The sequence below is a fragment of the Boudabousia marimammalium genome, assembly GCF_001936115.1.
In the GTDB taxonomy this organism is placed as follows: Bacteria; Actinomycetota; Actinomycetes; order Actinomycetales; family Actinomycetaceae; genus Boudabousia; species Boudabousia marimammalium.
Window position 1 is genome coordinate 17,316 of record NZ_MPDM01000009.1, and the last position, 20,175, is coordinate 37,490.

General features: G+C 50.3%; 14 protein-coding genes. 4 read left to right on the plus strand and 10 right to left on the minus strand.

What is annotated here, in order from left to right; translation table 11 throughout:
- Positions 1–3 precede the first annotated feature (3 nt).
- The 3 genes from BM477_RS07410 to BM477_RS07425 all read right to left on the minus strand — a co-directional run bounded on the left by BM477_RS07410 (position 4) and on the right by BM477_RS07425 (position 5,154).
- Positions 4–1,260, minus strand: a complete 1,257-nt coding sequence (locus BM477_RS07410; RefSeq protein WP_075362035.1) for a restriction endonuclease subunit S — start codon at positions 1,258–1,260, stop codon at positions 4–6.
- Positions 1,261–1,330: 70 nt separating this feature from the next.
- Positions 1,331–2,575: a restriction endonuclease subunit S gene (locus BM477_RS08210; RefSeq protein ID WP_084543799.1), complete on the minus strand. Its 1,245-nt coding sequence runs from the start codon at positions 2,573–2,575 to the stop codon at positions 1,331–1,333.
- A complete protein-coding gene (locus BM477_RS07425) occupies positions 2,572–5,154 on the minus strand; it encodes a type I restriction-modification system subunit M (RefSeq protein WP_075362036.1) in 2,583 nt (860 codons plus the stop codon). The genes BM477_RS08210 and BM477_RS07425 overlap by 4 nt, the downstream gene beginning before the upstream one ends.
- A 159-nt stretch (positions 5,155–5,313) precedes the next feature.
- On the opposite strand from BM477_RS07425, the gene BM477_RS07430 reads away from it, so the two are divergent.
- Positions 5,314–5,985, plus strand: a complete 672-nt coding sequence (locus tag BM477_RS07430; protein WP_075362037.1) for a hypothetical protein — start codon at positions 5,314–5,316, stop codon at positions 5,983–5,985.
- Between the two features lie 75 nt (positions 5,986–6,060).
- Here BM477_RS07430 and BM477_RS07435 read toward each other — a convergent pair whose 3' ends face one another.
- The 6 genes from BM477_RS07435 to BM477_RS08315 all read right to left on the minus strand — a co-directional run bounded on the left by BM477_RS07435 (position 6,061) and on the right by BM477_RS08315 (position 11,258).
- Positions 6,061–6,963 carry an Abi family protein gene (locus tag BM477_RS07435; RefSeq protein ID WP_245792893.1) on the minus strand — a complete coding sequence of 301 codons (903 nt, stop codon included), beginning with the start codon at positions 6,961–6,963 and terminating at the stop codon, positions 6,061–6,063.
- Between the two features lie 1,005 nt (positions 6,964–7,968).
- Positions 7,969–8,709 (minus strand): hypothetical protein, encoded by a 741-nt coding sequence (locus tag BM477_RS07440; protein ID WP_075362039.1) that lies wholly within the window; start codon positions 8,707–8,709, stop codon positions 7,969–7,971.
- On the minus strand, positions 8,702–9,379 hold the full coding sequence (locus BM477_RS07445) for an ATP-binding cassette domain-containing protein (RefSeq protein ID WP_075362040.1): 678 nt from the start codon (positions 9,377–9,379) through the stop codon (positions 8,702–8,704). The genes BM477_RS07440 and BM477_RS07445 overlap by 8 nt, the downstream gene beginning before the upstream one ends.
- Positions 9,376–10,149 (minus strand): site-2 protease family protein, encoded by a 774-nt coding sequence (locus tag BM477_RS07450; protein ID WP_075362041.1) that lies wholly within the window; start codon positions 10,147–10,149, stop codon positions 9,376–9,378. The genes BM477_RS07445 and BM477_RS07450 overlap by 4 nt, the downstream gene beginning before the upstream one ends.
- Complete coding sequence (locus tag BM477_RS07455; RefSeq protein WP_075362042.1) at positions 10,127–11,095, minus strand: radical SAM protein; 969 nt, start codon at positions 11,093–11,095, stop codon at positions 10,127–10,129. The genes BM477_RS07450 and BM477_RS07455 overlap by 23 nt, the downstream gene beginning before the upstream one ends.
- A gap of 58 nt (positions 11,096–11,153) precedes the next feature.
- On the minus strand, positions 11,154–11,258 hold the full coding sequence (locus BM477_RS08315; protein WP_075362043.1) for an epipeptide YydF family RiPP: 105 nt from the start codon (positions 11,256–11,258) through the stop codon (positions 11,154–11,156).
- 282 nt (positions 11,259–11,540) lie between these two features.
- Between BM477_RS08315 and BM477_RS08660 the strand changes: the two genes are divergently transcribed.
- Positions 11,541–11,738, plus strand: coding sequence for an Abi family protein (locus tag BM477_RS08660; RefSeq protein ID WP_084543800.1), 198 nt, complete (start codon positions 11,541–11,543; stop codon positions 11,736–11,738).
- Positions 11,739–12,354: 616 nt separating this feature from the next.
- On the opposite strand, the gene BM477_RS07470 is transcribed toward BM477_RS08660, so the two are convergent.
- Positions 12,355–16,557: a discoidin domain-containing protein gene (locus tag BM477_RS07470; RefSeq protein ID WP_075362044.1), complete on the minus strand. Its 4,203-nt coding sequence runs from the start codon at positions 16,555–16,557 to the stop codon at positions 12,355–12,357.
- Positions 16,558–16,863: 306 nt separating this feature from the next.
- Here BM477_RS07470 and BM477_RS07475 point away from each other — a divergent pair, with 306 nt between their 5' ends.
- Both BM477_RS07475 and BM477_RS07480 read left to right on the plus strand, forming a co-directional pair.
- Positions 16,864–18,933 carry a hypothetical protein gene (locus BM477_RS07475; protein ID WP_143230253.1) on the plus strand — a complete coding sequence of 690 codons (2,070 nt, stop codon included), beginning with the start codon at positions 16,864–16,866 and terminating at the stop codon, positions 18,931–18,933.
- Positions 18,934–19,160: 227 nt separating this feature from the next.
- Positions 19,161–20,000, plus strand: coding sequence for a potassium channel family protein (locus tag BM477_RS07480; RefSeq protein ID WP_075362046.1), 840 nt, complete (start codon positions 19,161–19,163; stop codon positions 19,998–20,000).
- The last annotated feature ends 175 nt before the right edge of the window (positions 20,001–20,175 follow it).

Consider the following 20,175-nt stretch of genomic DNA (forward strand, 5'->3'; position numbering starts at 1 on the left):
CCCTTAAACAAACATTTTCTCAAGCAGGGCTTGCTTCAACTCTTTCAGCTTATCAACCCGCCGGGACTGAAACTCAATCCGCTCATCAAGCGTCTTAAAGAACTGGCCGATAGCCTGTTGTTCCGCCATACTCGGTATGGGAATCTCTATTTGCATGACTTTCGCTTTTGAGATGTTGAAACGAGATATGCCTTGAGCGAGTAAAACTATTTTCTTTCGGAAAGAACTGGAGCGAAGCAAGGGAGCCATAAAGTAGGGGTTGAACTGTCCTGCATGACGGTAGCTGAAGCAGAAACTGTTCAGGTACAGGTGTTCTTGATTCCCTACCCATACGCACGACATCCCAACCTCTTCTGGAACTTCGGAAGAGACGGTAAATAAAATATCACCGTATTTAATCTGGTGTTGGCTATCGTCAATTTCTATGGGTTCTGTACGATTTGGGTCTGCTATAGCGTTGTCGAAAACATTTGTATAGGTAATATATCTACCTTCGCCATGCCCAAAATCTGCTTTGCTCTTACCAGACAAGCCACCGAAAGCCGTTCCGTTATCTCCTAGTGATTTGTATGTCCAAGGTTCGGTGAAGCCGGGGAAGCGGAGTTCGGGGACGGTTTCCCCCTCACGGGGGAACATTTTCTCCAGCATCGCCTGCTTTAGTTCAGTCAGCTTTTCATATTTCCGCTGTGTTTGAGAAATAAGTAAGTCAAGGTGTTTATACGTTTCACCGATTAGGAGTTGTTCTGCGCCAGTAGGAGCATATACTTGTTGATTCTCCAAATCGCGTTTGCTTAGGTTCCCAATAGCACCATTTCCGCCTAGCACATGAGTATTTATGAACTCCGTGTACCAAGGAGAACTCAGAAGCGAGTTGACGAAATATGGTTTTGAGGCCGTTGCTGCTAGCATGAATCCACCGTGGATTGCGCTGTCTCTAGCTAATCCGTTAATTATCGCGTGCTTACCCACTAACCTATTTGATCCGTTGGCAGAGGTAATCAGAATGTCGCCACTTTTTACGCACTCAATGGTGACGCTTTCTTTGGTGACTGTGACATCGTCGTCGTGTAACGTGAAAGTGTCTTCAATGATATTTGAAGAACGTAAAACTCTTACACCCTCAGATTGCACATCGCTCGGTCTGTAGGTTAGGCCTCTTCTGATTTTTGCAATGTCCGAGAACAGTTGTTGCTGCCACGGATTGGTGAAGCCTTTGAAACGGAGGGCAGGAACTTGCGGGGGGGGGGTGCTTATGCTCATACTAGCGTCCTGTATGGTGACAGTCCTGGGTTGTGTCTCCTACTGGGTGCAAAAACCATTAGATTCTCCCTCATACGAACATTTTTTCAAGCAGGGCTTGCTTCAACTCTTTCAGCTTATCAACCCGCCGGGACTGAAACTCAATCCTCTCATCAAGTGTCTGAAAGAACTGACGAATTTGTCTCTGCTCGTTTATGGATGGGCAAGCAATCAGGGTTTTAGCGATATCACTATTGTGTAAGTGGACGACAGATTTTCCTTGAGCCCTTCTTATCAACTGTTTTTGCGGACTTCCCGAAGACAGAGTAATTGCTAGGAATAGTGGGTCAACCTGGCTTCCCGGTTTTAGGATATTCAGGTCGCCTCCAATGGCAGCTCCACTAAGATTCAACATAGATGCAACTGCAATATCTTTTGCAGTTTCTCCAGATGAAGGAATAAGTACTTCTCCGCCTGAGGAGAACACGGCGTTGTCTGTGGGATCCACATAGGTATCTAGTGAAGAAATCTGATATTGATAATTTGTGTACAGCCTTCCATACAGCACCACAGGAATTCCAGAGTCTCTTAGGTCGCTCTTGGAGAATCCTGAACCTTTACTGAAGGTACATAAATCAGAAACTTGATACAAGTCCCACGGATTGGTGAAGCCGGGGAAGCGGAGTTCGGGTACGGTTTCTCCCTCACGAGGAAACATTCTCTCCAGCATCGCCTGCTTCAACTGCACCAATGCTGCATATTTTTCTTTGTTAAGACTTATCAGAAAGTCAAATTGTTTGTGGAGGGTAGATACAAGCTTTTGCTCCTCGTGCGCGGGGATAAGAATAGTAAACCGCTTAATTTTTTCAGCATTTAGATTGGACTGCGTTCCCGTTGAGATCAGAGGTTCCCACTCACTATTCATTGCTGCCAAACTCAAACGAGTATATGCAAAATCTCGTAATACGTGGTCCGAAAACACCATATTAAAAAACGCTTGGCTGGTGGCAAGGTCTGTCTCAGTGATAGCAACTTTCCCGACACTAGCGTACATGGCAAGAGAAATAGATCCTTTGGGAACTATCCAAGCCGCACTGTTCTCTAAACCTGCCTGTGTAATAGTTTTTACGGTTGAACGTACATACCTTCCGGAAATATCCGAGATGCCAAGAAATGGAATTGGTCCACCATAGTAATCGGAGATAGCTGAGGACGGAGTGCCCCCAGAACCCGCAAGGTCGTACAAATCTGAAAGTTTCTTAGAGTGCCATGGCTCGGTGAAGCCTTTGAAACGGAGGGCAGGAACTTGCGGGGGGGGGGGGGGGGTTATGCTCATACTAGCGTCCCGCTCAGCAGCAGCTTCAACTCCTGCAAAGCCTTCATATCGGTCTCTGAACCGGTCAGCATATCCAGCATCCCGGAAAGCTCACGCTCAGTTTCAGCAATCTGAGTTTCCAAATCCGCCAAAGTTGTCTCATACTTCTTCGCTAAAGCCTCGACCCGGCTAATCAGCGCCTTCACCAAAGACTCCGGCAGACTCTCCAAGCCCCGCAAAATAGGGTCAATCCACTTCGCTACCAGCAGCTGCTCCACCTGCTTATCCGACAGGTCTTCAATAGTCTTAACCGTCAGCTCCTCCAAAGCAACCGACTCTGCCTTCAGCCTACGATCAATCTGCTTCTTCAAAGAAATCAGACGCGCAGCCTCCCACAGCGTCCACTCCGGTGTATCCTCTTCCGGCTCCGACTTCCCCAAAGCCTTCGCCGCCTTCAACACTGCAGCATTAACGAAGCCGTCATTACTGTCATTCAAAACCTCAGATAAATCCTCCCTGTCAGACTCAGACAGATCCTCCAACAACTGCTGCAGTTCAGACTCCGCCGCTACACCCTCGGCACCCAAAACAGACAAAGCCTCAGCCTGCTCAGAAAGCAACACACTCTGCACCAGCTCAAACGGGAAAATCCGGCCCACCCAGCCGTCCTGAACCTCCACATCCCGGCCCTGCTTCTTCTTCACCACCAGCCGCGGATCAACCCGACGGAAAACACCCTCGCCCTCCGTCTGAATCATCTCAATATCCACAGCCACCGACGCCAAATCATCATGCAGCAACTGGAAAGCCTCATACGGGTCAACCAACGGCAAACCACCCAAACGAGCAAACAAATCCGCCGTCAACACATCCTCCAAGGTGGAAACCCTCACCCCGGAGCGGCCCGCCACCAGCTCAGTATGCAGATACTGCGGGAAATCAGCGAAAGCCGCAACGAAAACATCATTAAAAGCAGTGACGCTAGGATGCTCGCGGACCAGCGCGGAAACATCCTCAGCCCGCAAATGAGAATAACCATCCGAATCCGCCGCAAACAAAGCCTCACGCAAACCCGGGAACGCCGCCCAATAATCCGAAAGCGCATCCAACTCCGCGGCAGGAACCCCACCAAAAACAGAAGAATAAACATCCCACGACTCCGACGCCGCAGAAGAATCAGCATAGCGCGGAATATTCAGATTATAATCATTCGCCCGAATCTCATCACGAGACACCACCCGCGCAAACTTCGGCACATCCTGGCGGGCAGCCACCGCATCCACCACCCGGCGAATATCCGATGCGCGCAACATGTTATTCTTACCGACCTTCGCGAAACACTTCGACGCATCCACAATCAAAGTATCCGTATGGTCACGCTTCTGCCGCAAAACCATGATGATAGTCGGAATGCCAGTGCCATAGAAAATATTGGCCGGCAAACCAATAATCGCATCAACATGATTACCCTCAACCAGATTCTTTCGAATCTGACCCTCCTCACCGCCACGGAACAAAACCCCATGCGGCAAAATGATCGTCATAATGCCATCCGGCTTCACATGGAACAAATCATGCAGCAAGAAAGCGTAATCAGCTTTACTCTTAGGCGCCAAACCAAAACGAGCATAACGCGGATCGCTCTCCTTATTCTGTGGATCCCACTGCTGAGAATAAGGCGGATTAGAAACCACCGCATCCACATACAACGGCTCATAAGTATTCGTCGGATCAGCCTCATCAAAATAAGGCCAATCCTCTTCCAAAGTATCCGCATTCCGGCACTCAATATTGTCCGGCTTAATCCCGCGCATCACCAGATTCATCCGGGTCAGATTGTAAGTATTCTGCTTCAACTCCTGCGCATAATACTTAATCTTGTCCGCATCATCCATGTGCTTTGCGACCGCGCGGCCAATATTCAGCAGCAGCGAACCCGAACCACTGGTCGGGTCATAAATCTTGATCTCCTCACGGTCACGCAAATGATCCGCAATGATATGGCTCATCAGTAAAGAAACCTCATGCGGAGTGTAGAACTCGCCCGCCTTCTTGCCGGCATTCGCCGCAAAGTTAGAAATCAAGTATTCATAAATGAAACCGAGGACGTCGTAGTCAGACTTCGAATCCATTGGGATCTCATCGATCAAATAGAGCAGATCCCGAGCCGACTTCGTTTGCGAAGCAGCGCTTTCACCCAGCTTAGACAGGCCGGTTTCCAAAGTGCGGAAAACCCCAGAAAACACCTTCTTATAATTGTCCGCCACATTCCGGGAGAAAGCTGAAAGTGCGTCGCGCACATTACTGATATCAAAATCCGGGCCGGACTCAATCCAAGTGGAGAACAAATGCTTATGCTCAATAAAGTAACCGAGGTTTGACTTCACATACTCAACAGTGTCATGCTCAGACTCCAACAGGTAGGTGGCCATATCCGCGTCAGCTACATCCTGCTGGCGCATGAAACGCTGCTCCTGCTCAGACAGGTACTTGTAGAAAATGAAGCCCAGAATATAGTCCTTATACTCGTTAGCTTCAATCTTCGAACGCATTCGGTTCGCTGATTCCCAAATCTTAGCTGCAAGCTGCTGCTTATTCACAGATCCACCCGGTTTCTATTCGCTACATGACTTATTGTGTCGTTCCAAGAATACCGGCAGGGCACCGGGGCTGGCGGTAGGCAGGGCGGATTCATGACTAGTTAAATGTCCCGCGGCTTTCGTAGCATGTAGAACAGCCCTAGTAAAAAGGAGAGTGTCATGTTTGAAAAAAGGATTGACTACCCGTGTGCAATATCGGACTTCACAGAGGAAGGTGAGCAGGCGGCACTGGATTGGACTCTTAGACAACTGGAAGCTGGGCAAAAAATTACATTGTGGGTCAAACAAAAGAACGTGATAAGTAGCAACGCTTTTCTAATTAGATTGTCGCAAGATCCACGATTCATAGTGTCAGTTGCTCGAGGTGGGAGTTTGCATGCAGAGGGGCCAGTACTGGCAATATACCCAAGGTCTACTGATCTAGGGCTTATTGTTAGCGGGCATGGAGTCACGGCGTTATGCGTGGTGACATGGGAGGATAGTCTGGATACTTGGGCGGCAGAAACAAAATCTGAGGTTTTACACTCAGTAGTTTTTGAGCCCGATTACGATGAAGAGGATGAGCCGGAGTTGAATTCGGAAATCACGGAACGATTGGAGAGAATATCGGGAAGACTTAATCTGAATAATTCAATCTTAGGAGGATACAACAAAAAATATGTTGTTGCGGCTCTCCTAGAGTTGCACGATGCAGGGTTTATACTTCCTCCTGGCCGCCTTGCTGAATGGGCGGCAGCTCATGGCTGGGGTGGTGAAAATCCTAAGCGGTTAAAGGAACTTGCTAATAAAATTAACGGTGGAGTACGTCCCAGACCGCAACGCGGCTGGTAGCTTCTTCAACCTCATTCGAGATAACCTTCTGTGAAAACTCAAGCATTTGCGTTTTCAAGAACGACGGGATGAATTCTAGAAACTTCCATTCTGGCTTGAACTAGCTGATTGCCAGAGCGGAGTAGTCTGCCAGTTAGATGGCGCTCCTAGCCGGGAAAACGGGACAAACCTGTTATCTGGGTAGGTTGCCAACAGTGCCGGTAACTGGACAGCAGGGGACAACTCAAGTTTAAGATGCAGGTATTGAATCATACTAAGTTGACCAAACACGCGGTTCTTGGCATCTTCAAAAGTGGTCAGTAAGACGTTAGGATTTGGATCATCTTTTCGATTTAATTTGGGCTTGATGTCGTATACGCGATTGAATACGCGTGCGTGGTGTGCAGAGTAATTACGGAGAATATTCAACGATTTTAGCCAAGACTGAAGCTGAGGTGAAGACAGGCCGCATGAGTTGGCAATACGATTTTGAGTAATGTTAGGCGACATGGCGTATAAATGGGATAGCATCCCCCAGTCCATTACTTCTACAGCCGCCCAAATAGGAAGTTTTCCATCATACTTTTCGTTGTGATGACTCACGAAATCTTCTTTTGAACGTCGAATCTGGGTTCTATATTTCTGTATCCAAAGATCGTAGCGTGTATTCCCCTCTTCCCCGCTGCGCTGTGTTGCTTGAGCGCCCAACAGGTCAGGACACAAGTGAATCGTTGGATTAATCCTACCTAATTCGTGGCCCAGCATCGTTCGTATCGCCATTTCCACGGGCGCCAAAGAAGAAAAAATAGCGTTCCGAAGCTTCTCATCAAAATCATAAAGTTCTGTGACTATACCGAAGGAGGCGCCGTCTTGAAAAGAATCCAGTACTACGCGCCTCTCAGAATCAAATCGTCGCATTGGATGCCAGTACCCTGAAAGGCGATAATAGTTTACCCGACACAAGAATGCCTCTGCTGCGGCAAGATCAGGAATAGTCATCCCTCGATCTTGTAATAGGGCTAGTTGTTCAGAAAAAGTCTTGAACTCTTTTGTGTTGGGCGAAGAATTTCTCATATGACCAATATAAACGAAGACCGGCCCTGGACCCCCATAAATGGGTGGCGGAACCGGTCATGTTGGTTTCATTATATTCAGTAGAGAACTAGTTTTACAAGCGATAAGGCGCTGTTCTGTCCAAACTGATACCTATAGCACTAAGAATTGGTATAGCAGTGTATAGGTGAGTTTTCGGTTTAAGCGGTCGAACAGCTGTTATTAGGAGTGGTAAAGGAAAGGAATCAACTGGCTCGCCGTCAGCCAACACCTTCACTGATACAACCCCGGCATCGGGCTCAATCGTGGGTTCCACACTTAATTCCACTGCGGGTCTCACACTAGCATGTACCTTCAGATTCCAGTACCAGTCACCTTCGGTAAGGGTCATTCACGGGCCCGGGCGGCAATCTGCACGGTTTCTCACCAGCCAGAATCGAGTAGATTCTCGGAGCCGCCACTCAGCCGAAAGATAACCAGCCGGGCTGATTAGCGGCTACTGGTAGAATGCGGTATTCAACCTAGAAACTGAAAGAATCGGAGGAACCCATGGATGATATGGAAGAGTTCAAGTCCAGTCGCCGCTACCGGATGCTTTCCATTGCGCTGGTGGTGTGTGGTGGTGTGGTGTTTGTTGGTGGGTGTGTCGCGTAGTGTTGTTTTGGGGGTGGTTTTTGCGGCACAATGCGTTTTTAGCGCAAACCCATACCAAATCTGCTGTATGTGGTCATCTGTTGTGTGGTTGGGTGTTGGTTTAGGTAGGCCGATTGGGATGCCAGTTTGGTTTTATGGACGGTTTAGCTAGAGTTGAACTAATCCGATCTGCTCGCCCCACCCGTTACGCTGTGGGTTTATCGAAAATGTAATTCTTGTCGGACTTTAGTTGAAAGAGTCGGATAATCTGCGTTTTAACAATCGACAAATGACAGTAAGGGATGATTTTGGCACTCTCTATACGGTGGATTCGATATGTCGGGAGGTGTTGCCGCAAAATGTCTCAAAAACTAGGACTATGATAATGGCGACAACATTGAAACTAAGTGTGATTGCCGTAGCTCCAATTGGTGGGTTCTCGATAATCACAGGGATTGCTGTCACATACAGTGGAAGACCATTATATGCATCGCTAACACCAATAAACCATGAATCTATAGACGTGTGGGCAGCACTAATTAGTGTAATAATGGGCAGCGCAATAACTAAAATCCATCCGAAACCGTAGACTGTGAGTTGGAGTCCAAACCAACGGATATTCCTAACCGATCGTGCCAATACCCAACCCCAGGCAATGAGTGCGGCTACGGATAGTATCTTAACCCCCATGGCGCCGATAGCTTGAGAAAGACTAAGGTGTGCGCTCTGACTACCTCCCCACAGGTATCCAGAAAGTGTCCCCATGCCAATCAACGTGTACCCAGTAAATAATGGTATTATTTTGAGGAGCATCTTCTTCAAAGGAGTCAAGGTAGACAGCTGCAGGAGTGTGTCACCCTTTAGAGCAGCATACGAGAATACCTGACCACAGGAGTATATAGCCCATGCACTTGAGAGCAAGATAACTGAGAAAATCCATACAACATCTGCAATCGAATTGTGACTCCAAGCATGTGTTACCAATGCTGCCCCCAATAGTATGAGGGTTACTGTCATGAACACCGTGTGCTTACGAAACTCTACTGCCCATTCAGCCACCGAGAATCGCCTCCTTAACCATATTTTCAAGATTTGCGCGATCCTCTGCACTTGCGATCTGCTCTTGCAGAATGAGTTTACCGTCATGGAGAACCATGCAGGAATCAAAAAGATCTTGAAGCCCGAAGATAAGGTGGGTGCTCAATATAGTGACAGCACCGGGAGGCAAATATGCTCGGATGATTTTTACAAGTGCGTCACGTGTGACTGGATCGACTGCTGCCAGTGGCTCATCGAAGAGATAAACGTCGTTATCACGCGCAAGCATTAGGGAAAGGGACAACTGCTCACCCATTCCTTTAGATAGTGCATTCACGCGTTTACGTTCGTCCAAGCCTAGTTCATCAATGAGGGTATAGGCGCGCTCAATAGAGAAATCAGAAAAATAGCGAGCCATAAGGGTGATGCATTCTTCAATGCGTAGGAAACCGTATAGGTATGGGGTATCCGGAAGAAACACAGGGGCGGACTGACCATGGCGGCGCCGCAATTTTCCCGATGAGATTGGAGACAGTCCCGCTAAAGCTCGAAGCAATGTAGTTTTACCGGCACCATTCTGACCAAATAGACCAACAATGCCGCTGCTCTGATCTAACGAAAATGATATAGGTGATAGCGAGAACGATCCGCTCTGCACAACGATATTCGAGGCGGCAAATACCTCTCTCATAATCCCAACTCCAGATAGAATGAAATAACCATATAAATACCATAAATTGTAACGATTACCCAGCTTAATATGCGAATGGCTCTAATCCATTTTGGGTTTCGTGTGCGTTCACGAAATTCATTCACCTTACTTAGAGCGAGCAATACGCGAAAGCCGTCAGAACTTAGAACTGGTAACGCGTTTGCCATCAGTGTGACCACAGCAAACTCAAGTGATACATTTATGTCAGCTGATTGCCAGAATCGGTAATTCAGTACAAAAAGAACAACGTTTATTGCAAGATTTATCCAAATGCCGGCACAATGTACAACAACCTTGTCAGTCCACAGCAACAGGTTGGACTTATTCATGCGCACATAGAATGCAGGGAGAATCCCATAGTGTAGTTTAAATCCCACTTTATCAAAAGTTTGCCCGCATATTTTTAGCGCAAAAATATGTGCGCATTCGTGAATAAACACACTCGCGATAATGTAGATAGTGAAGAGTAATGGAAATCTATGAGATACATCTGTGGTTTGACCGAAGAAAGAAAATACCATATTTGTAATAAGCAATAAGATGCCTGAGATTACTGTTCCCCATGCGAAAACGGTAGAAAATCTAGCGATTACATCGACTGCGTTATTGCGTATACCTGCGGGAAGTTTTTTGGTAGGTACTTGAAAGTATCGTCCACTCGCTTTGTCAAAGATGACCGTAATGTCTGAGCAAATCAACAGCTCACCACTATGGTCCCGAATTCTTTCAGCAGTCGGTCGGGCAAACATCAAAGGTACTCATAGTTACGGCTTCGATTACGAACTTAGCAGCCATATTCAATGTTTCAGCATCGCTCAACATCAAGGCACATATTTCACAAGGGGAAACTGCGTTTTCGATTTTTGCAACTTTGGCACGAGGATTCACCCGAACCATAAGATCCCGTAGCCACGAAAGACCAAACTTTTGAATTGCGGCAAGAAGTGCATTACGTTCTAATCTACGAATAAACTCTTCATGAGACACCTCTCCAACTTGACCAAGTGTCATATCCGTATCAAAGATCGGTGGCGAGCAACATGGGTAGACAAAACCATCATGGTGATAAATCAGCTCATATCCAGGGCACCGTAAAAGAAACGAGTCAATAGGACGTCTTATAATCTGATCCGAAGGAATGTTTCTTCCGGTTCCGCATGGAACGACAGGGAATCTAGTAATCTTTACTCCCAGTGTTGCTTCTCCAAGTTGTTTAAGGAGATCAAATCCATCATCATCCCGGGATACACACATGTTCAATATACATGGAATTCGACTCTCTTTAGCTGCCTGCAAGGCATTGCGAATTCGATTTGCCTTAATGTAAGGTGCGTGGTAGCCATCCCAACTTATCGTCAGGTGGCTTAAGCCTGCACTCTCAAGACCTTCAACAACTTCTCGGGCAGAAGATTCGGTAACACCCCAAAATCCATTAGTAGTCAAAGTGGTCTGTTTCCCTGCACTTGAAACAGTTTTAATTAAGTCAAAAATACGTTGCTTCCTAAGTAGGGGTTCTCCGCCCGTGAAACCTACCTCATAGACATCGGCATGTGCGATAAGGTCATCAATGACTTTGTTGACAACGTTGTCTTCGATACTTAGACGATTGGTCGGCGCGCTAGAGACACAGCAGTGGCTGCATCTTGCGTTACACGTTCCAGAAAAATTTATTCCAACGCTCTGCGGTTGTCGCATCAGTTACCTTTAAAATGTCTTCACTTGACGGCTAGTATTTTATTAGTTTTCGGCAACGTTAGCCGCTACCTAGAATCCAGTTTCCTCCCTTCTTAATGAAGTACCAGAGATCGTCAACTACAGCTAGCTCAGCAACGGTTTCCTCAATTTCGATGATCGGCAAGTCTTGGCGACCAATATGACTGACGCCCGGTTCTCTACGTTAGACATCGCATGAAGGGCCGGAGAATGATGCGTTGGGCACTGTACAGAAAGGTCTTTCGGTAGAGGTATGAAAGTAGGGTTAAGTGCCTCCTAAACATAGTTGCGTACCTAGATTTCGCTATCAACTGGATAGAGAGAATACTACGTTTGAAAGACAGATAAGCCGCCCATGTGCTCTATGGGAGTCTACAGAATAAAGTGAAAGACTGGATGAGTTCAAACCACAACCCTCTTTTCCGATATTTCCCGGCTGTACCGAGGCTTACCCTACGACACCCAAAAGCAGATTGCAGAAAAGTTTGGTATCTCGATCAATCTAGATAGCTTCCAGAGGGAGATGCGGAGGGAAGTCATCAGGAAGCGTCCTTTGGCAAACTGGCTAGAGCAACTCACCGTGGTGAGGAATGCCTGTGTGCGCCACTCAAGAGTATGGAATTAATCCTTTGTGCCAGCTGCTATGTCCAGAATCAGCGTAGTTAATAGATTGGAGGCTTTACCATCAGGGCAAAGTGAAAGAATCTACGGTTCCCTAACTATGATCGCGTTTATTCTAGAAACCATCTCTCCGGGAAGTACCTAGAAATACAAGGTAAAAGAACTTCTGGCTGAGAATTTTCTGCGGCTTCCAATGGTTTCGGCGAATAGTTTAGGTCTTCAAGCAGGATGGGAATCGACAGAGTTATGGACAGGCCCACGGGACAGTAAAACTAGAGGATCGGTGTATCTGTTTTGGGAACTTAGGTCTAGAGTCGGCGGCGATAGTTATTCGCGTACTGCTCATGTAACTAATCTAAATGAAGATCGGCCCTGGACCCCCATAAATGGGTGGCGGAACCGGTCATGTTGGTTTCATTATATTCAGTAGAGAACTAGTTTTACAAGCGATAAGGCGCTGTTCTGTCCAAACTGATACCTATAGCACTAAGAATTGGTATAGCAGTGTATAGGTGAGTTTTCGGTTTAAGCGGTCGAACAGCTGTTATCAGGAGTGGTAAAAGAATGGTCCCGCCATCGCTAGGATGACGGGACCATTCGCTATTTGTTAGCTACACCGTTTAGCCTTCGAGACTGCGCTTGCGCAGGTAGACCGCGGCAGTACCAGAAAGTAGGGCCAGCAAACTACCGATAGCCAACAGGACAGTAATGTTGCCAAGGCCAGTATTTACCAGCAGACCGGCGCTTGCTTTGCCAGTCTCGCCGGTTTTGCCCGGAGCAGCAAGCATAGAGCCTCCAAGCCCGCCAGTTTGTGGATTTACCGTGGCACTGCTGCCAGATTCCGGTTTGAGGCTGGGCGAAACGCTCCCCGCTGCCTTCACCCTCCAAGGCAGTTTAATCACCTGAGGAACAGCCGCATCCAACTGGGTGAACTGCAAAGAATGCTCACCTGGAACAAACTTAGCGGCAGTCTCTGCACTGACGGTCAGTTTGGCGCGATTATTCTTAACCGCGACAGTCCCCAAAGTCACAGGATTAGAATGAAGCACAACCGCCCAGGTTGAATCCGCAGGCACATTGGTGAAGACCAGCTCCAAGGAGACGGCCTCACCCTGTGTAAAGGAGTTGACCGGTTTGCCGCCCGCCAGCAGCATTACGGACGCCGTGCTTGCCGAGGGTTCAGTGGTTGCCTCAACTGTCGGCTCTGGAGAAGGCTCCAGCGTGGGTTCCATAGTGGGCTCAACGCTCGGCTCCGCAGTTGGTTCAGCAGTGGGCTCAACGCTCGGCTCCGCAGTCGGTTCCACCGTGGGTTCCACACTTGGTTCAACCGTCGGCTCAACGCTCGGCTCCACCGTATCCGCAACAGCCGCATCCACCGTCAGGTTCCAGTACCAGTCCCCCTCGGCCAATGTCATCCGCGGACCCGGGGCGGCAGCAATCTGCACGGTCGTTTCGCCAGCCGGAATCGGGTAGGTTCCCGCAGCAATCGCGTTACCATTACGCAGGTACTGCACCGCACCGCTGGTATCAGGGATTGTGAAAGTATCGTGGCCGGTGCCCGGCTGATCATCCACAGTCGGAGCTTCAGGCGTCACCATCTGCCAAGCGCCGCGCACATCAAACTCTGCGATAGACGCAAAAGGCCGCCCATTCTGTGCGCTCCGCGCAGTGAAACGAACATAGCCTGCAGCGACCTCATCGAATGGCACGACCTGCGGTTGATTACCGCTGAACTCGCCCTCGGCAACCTGCCGCCACTCTTGGCCATCAGCGGAAACCTCGACCAGATACCCGGCGACAACCCCATTCGCGGGGAAAACATCCTGGCGAGGCACGTAACGAACCCCGTCAATCATCGCATTACGCCCCAAATCAACGGTGAAACTGTGCGGCATTGCGACCGGGCTGGGACTATAGTCCGAATGCCACAAGGTTGAAACATCACCATCAATGGCATGTTCCGGATGCCCCGAAGCGCCACCTTGCTCGCCGTTCTCCTCAAAATCTGAAGCCGAGGCAGTCCAGCCGTCACGCTCCAACCAGAGGGCGCGCCCCAACGTGCCGTACGCGGTCAGCTCCGCGGCAGCCGCGAAAGGCTGGCCGTTAGCGGACTCCAAAGACGTAAAACGGAAGTACTGGAAATCGCGCATCCCTTCAGGAATATCAACCGACTTCGGATCCTTCGACACCGGGAAGCTCCCATTCTCCACGACGGTTGTCCAGTCTGTGCCGTTCACCGAGGTTTCCAGCTTGTACCGTTTCACGTCACCGTTGGTGCCGCCCCCGCCGCGAGGCACATATTCAACCCGCTCCACACTGTTCACCCGATCCATGTTCACAGTAATCGACTGCGGTAGAGTCGGGGAAATGCCGCCACTGTACTGCGTGTGCCAGATCGTGGCAGGATTACCGTCGATTGCTTTCGAGGCGGGAGTCTGCTCTGAGGAGGTTTCCTGAGAGGACGCGGTAGCAGCCCAGCCAGTCTTAGGAATCGGCGTATAGTACGGGTTAAGGACCGGCTTGGTGGACTCTGTTGGCTCATCGGTTGAGGGGGCACCATCAAACAGCATCACCTGGAAAGGCTGCAACTCAATATAGTAAGGAGTATCAGCGTCCGCCACGAACCCAGAATGCTGGCCGTCACGTTCCACAAACTTGAAACGGCTAGCTTCACCGGCGGGAATCTCTAAATCGCGGGCCGCCCGGAACTCCAGGAAAGCCGGCCGCGCACTAGGATTACGAACCATTAAAGTCGCGGCAGTCTCATTATTGTCTGGCCCTGCCTGCTGAGACCATGCGGCAACGCCGTAAGCCTCAGAAGAGTACGGGTCGCCACCCACCCAGTGGGCGTCCGTCAATAAGGCGGTACGCTCCCGCGACCATTTCGCGTTCTTCGCTAATTCGTCAAAGAACCAGGCGGCGTTCTCTTCACCGACGGTCGCCGGATCAACCAAGGTGTTCCGAATATACATTTCCTGCAATCCCAAACCCATTCCGAAGAATCCTCGCAAATCGGCGGCTAAAGCCTGACGCACGCTAGCGGAAGAAAGATCCGTCGGCTGGTTCGGAATCTGACCATCCTTCCGGTCAGAGAAAATCACGCCATGATTCATAATCGTGTTCAAGGGCACCAGTGGAGCCTCGTTAATGAAATTCTTGTAAACTTCACCGTCACGATAGTTCACATACTTTTCCTGAGAGTTCCCCTCACCAACCTGGCCGCTATCGTTACCATCACGGTACAGCGAATCGCAATACCACAGCCAGTATGGGGAAGCCCAAATCCCGATCGTATTATTCACCCACACGTCCGGATTTTTTGCCCGCATCGCATCAATCAGCTCCAGCAGAGCCTCATAGGAGCGCAACTCTGAAGCGGGCGCGCCAGACAGATAAAGCCTGCCGCCTTGCGCAATCCCATCGAACTTGAAACCGCGCACACCCTCGTCAATCATAGAAAGTACGCGACTCTTGAAATATTCAAAATATACGGGATCTTTCAAATGCATTTCCTGGCCGACCGTGGACCAAGGCTTATTCGGATCATTTGCGCGAACCTTATCGTTACCAATATTTCGGCGGCGAGTAGCAGACTCACCGTACCCTCCGAAGGGGCTCATCCAGACGGATAGGTGCGCGTTATGCGTCTTCATGACTTCCTGGTCGCGGGCGAAACCATCCGCGAACTCCACCGGGTCGAACTGCCACACGTTCAAGTTGGACTCATCCGCCTGGGCGGGGTCGCGCAAATAATCCCAGCCATCATCCACCCAATAGGAGTCTACTTTCGCGCCTCGCTTCCCCATTTCTGTGAAGAATAGGTTCTCTGCGTGCAACATTTCGTCATGCGCCATTGTCAGCTTCGTCGCACCCGGCTTCAAATCAAACCAGGATTGGAAATGCAGAAAGGGGCGACGCTGACGGGCTTTCTCACGCTCCACATAGTAGGCGAATGCGCGCCGCAACTGCGCTGGCGGGGTCACCCCGAAAGCGCTGGAAACTTCCCACGGAGCGTCTGCTGTGAGGTCTTTCGCACGCGGTAAGTCCTGAATCGCGCGAGTCCCTGAAATGCTGCTTTGTGTGAGGGGGCTTTCGCCGCCAATCCAGCCGGTTTCTTGGCCGAGGGGTCCAGCGGTGATGACAGCGCCCTGATCATGTCCGGACAGCTGCCCGGTCACTGTCGCTTCAGTGAGGCGAATCTTTGTAATGTCAAGGGCAGTGGCGTCAGGGTTAGTGATGGTGAGACGCTGACGAACATAGTTTGAACCATCGCGAAGCTCTGCCACATAGTTTAGGGTGACGGTTTTGCCGTCTGCGAAAGTTAGCGTGTAACTACGGGTCAGGGCTTTCCCAGAAATTGTGTTCGCCAGCTTACCTGAACGCTGAGTTTCGGGGGTAATATCCGTGACCCTGGGGCCGCCGGCCGGGGTGGCTTCGCTGAGGTGATAGTCGCGGCCACCATAGGTGATGGTGAATGCGTTGCTGAAAGTAATCGGTACTGGCGTGCCGGTTGCAGCATTCGTTAGTTCGGTGAGGGCAACACCGGAAGCTAGGTCCAACACTGCCCGAATCGTGTTGTTTGAAAGTACCGCTTGCTGTCCGTTCAAAGTGATGTTGGAAGCGCTGATCGTGGGCCCCGGGTAGGTGATTGCTTTGGCGCCTGGTTCTGCGGTGGTTGTGATCGCGGGGTTGCTGGCTGCTGCGGTGGCGGTGGTCGGCTGCGTGGCAAAGCTGGAAGTAGCGAAGCTGGCAGGGGTGCCGGTTGCGCCTACTAAAGCTAATGCTAGCGTGACACCGACGAGACGAAATAACCTCGTATTCATATAATCCTCACATGAAGATATAAGTTGTTTGCAATATTCCTTGCCCTTATTTTGGGCGAATAGATTGTGGTGATTCAGTAATTCAGCTAGAACTGCTTTGTTCTGGGAAGTAGATGAACAACCGTCTCCAATTATATTTGGTGTCGGGTGATATGACAACAGTTTCCTAGTTTAGAAAGGGTTTTGTCTTTCTTTGCTGGGGTTGTTTTGGGCTGTGCGCAAAATCGCTTTCGACTGTTTAGAAGATACGGGAAATTACCAATAATATTAATTTAGGTTAGGTAAACCTAACCTAAATTGACTTGCGTGGTTGTCTATATTGATTGGAACATGATGAAGCTCAACAAACATCTGCTCGCTGCTTTCGCTGCGGTATCTCTGATGATTGTCCCCGGGGTAGCGCCAGCCAGCGCTGCAACATCCTCGGAAAATGGATTCTCCATCACCCTGGAAGAAGTGCGTGACGGGAATAGCCGACACCTCGAATGGCGCTACGACCAATGCGTGCCCACCGCTGGAGAAACCGCGAAAGTGACATTCTCCTTAGCCAAAGAGGGAACCAGCATCCCGATTGGGGAGAGCACCCGGCTGGAGCTGGGCGCGGAGGAAGCCGGCACCTACACCTTGAATGCGACCTGCAAATACTCCGCTTGGTTGGCCCCTGAGAAGCGGCGCGTCACCCTCACAATTGATGCCCTGCCCGCGCAGCCGGAAGTTGAACCCGCGCAGCCGGAGGTTGAACCCTCCCAACCGGGGAACAACACCAACGAGAACGAGGGGCCCTTCACCCTCTACTTCGACCAAGCAGGTGAAGCTGACGAAGCGAAACTTACTTGGCGAACAACTGGTTGCCGTGCCCCGCAAGAGCCTGAAATCTCCCTCAAACGTGACGGACAAACAGTAGATATTGTCGGGCTCAAAGAACTCCCACTGAAAGACCAGCCAGCCGGAACCTACACTATGACAGCTAAATGCTCTCCGGAATGGCTGGCACCTACCGTCCTCACCAAATCCGTTACCGTCACAAAAACCGCTGATGAAACCCCAGCAGAGCCGACACCTCCAGCTACCAATTCTGACCTGGTGATCGAATCTGCAGAATTTCAAGAATCCCCCGTGGGTAGAACCTTTTCCTGGAAGGCGACAGGCTGTTCTGCTCAAAACGAGAGGTCAGTAAAAGTCAGCGTCCTCTTTAACGGACATGAAACCTCGTTGCTTAAATCGTCCCGGACGGAAACCGTAAACGCCTCGCAATGGCCCACCGGAAACTACACTGTAGTCGCCAAATGTGTCAGCCTTAAAGACCAATCAGTTTTGCAAACCCTGCAGAAAGACGTCACTTTAGGGCGCTCCAACCTGCCCACAACTTTTGCGGGGAGGGCGCTAAACTACCTGATTCCGCGCCCAGGAGACCGCGTCCAGATTTCCTCATATCCGACCCATAACGCATTAATTTTGAAAGACGGCACCAAAGCCGAACCTTTCAAACCGGGTGAAGAAGTAAAAATCTCCTTCGCTTTCAATGATGCTGAACCCCTGATTGAAGGGCCAACCCTCACCGCAGATCAGGACGGTCACGTCGAAACAGATTTGTGGATTCCGCTGAAAAGCGGCGCCCAGAGCTTCACAATTTTCGCGGTCGGTCAGCAAAGCAACTCCCAGCTTGACTATCGTTCAGTGATTGCGCCGCACTCTGGGCACGGAATTTCGGTTGCCGAGGTTCCCGGTAAACCACGCTCCCTGAAGGTCGTCTCCTACCAGCCCGAGGGTTCTGCTGCTGACAGAACCTTCAGCAAAAACACAACAATTAGCCTTGAAGTAGTGGATTCGGAGGGGAATACTGTTGCGACTATCCCGGTGACCACGACAGCCGCGGGCACCCTCGATAATGAGATTCAACTACCTAAATCGCTGACAGTGGGGCGTTACACGATTTTTGCGCCCACAGTTTTGCAGGCTCGCGGTGATTATGCCGCCTACTTCTATTTCAAGGATGGTAAAGCCTGGGCGCAGTGGGAAGAACCCGCGAGTGAGCCAGCGCCCCAGGTGATTCCGGCTTTGCGGCTGGTTCCAGCGAAGAAGGTGATTCCGGCGCTGGCGCTTACTCCGGCAAAGACAGTCAATCCTGCCGCAGGTCTGGCTCCTGAACAAGCCAAAACTTTGATAGAAAAAACGCCTGCTGCTGTGACTGCGGGGGCCACGGAAACTGCGGAGACTACGACAACCGCGCCGGCCGCAGACGTGCAGACTGCCCCTGTCAATGAGACGGCTTCATCCCAGTTGGCGAAGACCGGTGTGAATCTAGCTGAGGCGTTGGTCTTTCTGGTGCTGTTCGCGGGAGTGGGTGTGGCCTTGACCGGCGTCCGCAGGGCCTAGCGTCCGCAGGGCCCAGAATAAGAAAAAGCCAGAAAAGTTGTGGGAGTGACTCTGTCGCTCCCACAACTTTTTAACCCCCCGATCTTGCTCAGTCGTTAAAATGATTTATCCCAAAGCGGTGTGGGCTTGCGGTGCATCCCTGACGTTCGACCCCTAATGTTCCTTGCCGTCTTGCTTTCTGCCATAATTTGGGTGAATGGTGCGGCGCCAAGCAGGAGGCGAAATTGATGAAATCTCGAAGCAATAGGGGAACTTTTGAGAGCTACGCTCGAAGGTCGGAGCCGCTGCTGTTGGCGGCTGCGGTACTGTTTTGTGTGGTTTATGCGTGGCCGATTATTGACCTTGAGTTGCGGCCTGGGCTGCGTGATTTGTGTTTTTTAACCCAGTGGGTGATTTGGGGTGTCTTCCTGCTGGATTATCTGTTTCGGCTCTATTTGGCGCCGCAGCGTGCCGCTTTCGTCAAAGCGAATCTGTTTGATTTGGCGATCATTTTGTTGCCGATGTTTAGACCGCTTCGGCTACTGAGAGTGCTGGTGCTGTTGAGGTATCTTGGTAAAGAGGCGGAAGCAAACCTGCAGGGGCAAGTCGCTTGGTATGCGGTGAGTTCCGCTTTCATGGTCGTGTTTATTGGGGCGCTTGCGGAGCTTAGCGCGGAGCAGCAGGTGCCTGGTGCGGTGATCGTGGATTTTCCGACCGCGCTATGGTGGGCGATTACGACGGTTACAACTGTCGGCTATGGCGACACGTATCCGGTTAGTCTCGAAGGCCGGATCGTTGCCGTCATGCTGATGCTTTACGGGATTGGCTTGCTGGGAACGGTCACAGGCATGTTGGCGTCGTGGCTGGTGGAGAAGGTTGACGCCGCTGATGCTTTGCGTGATTCTTTCCGTGATGAGGAGATTGCCGAGGATTCGCGCCAATCTATCGCAAAGTTAGAGGCTGAGATTTCGGCACTTAGAGCTGATCTCGCAGAACTGGTCGCCCTTTCTGGAGGCCGAGTGGGCGGCGTCGCCGATCCGAGTGGTGTTGAAGGGTCTGGCTCTGTCGAGAACTCCCCCAAGAATTAGCCCGGCTGCTTTTACTAATCGACAGTCCCCGACATCCAGAGTAGTAGTGTGTTGCAAAGTGTTGTTTGAGGGTTGTTTTTGGGGCACAGTGCGTTTTTTTGCAACACAGCGGTGTTGGGGTAGTTGTAGTCTGGCTGGTGGCTGGTGGCTGGTGGCTGGTGGCTGGTGTGTTGCA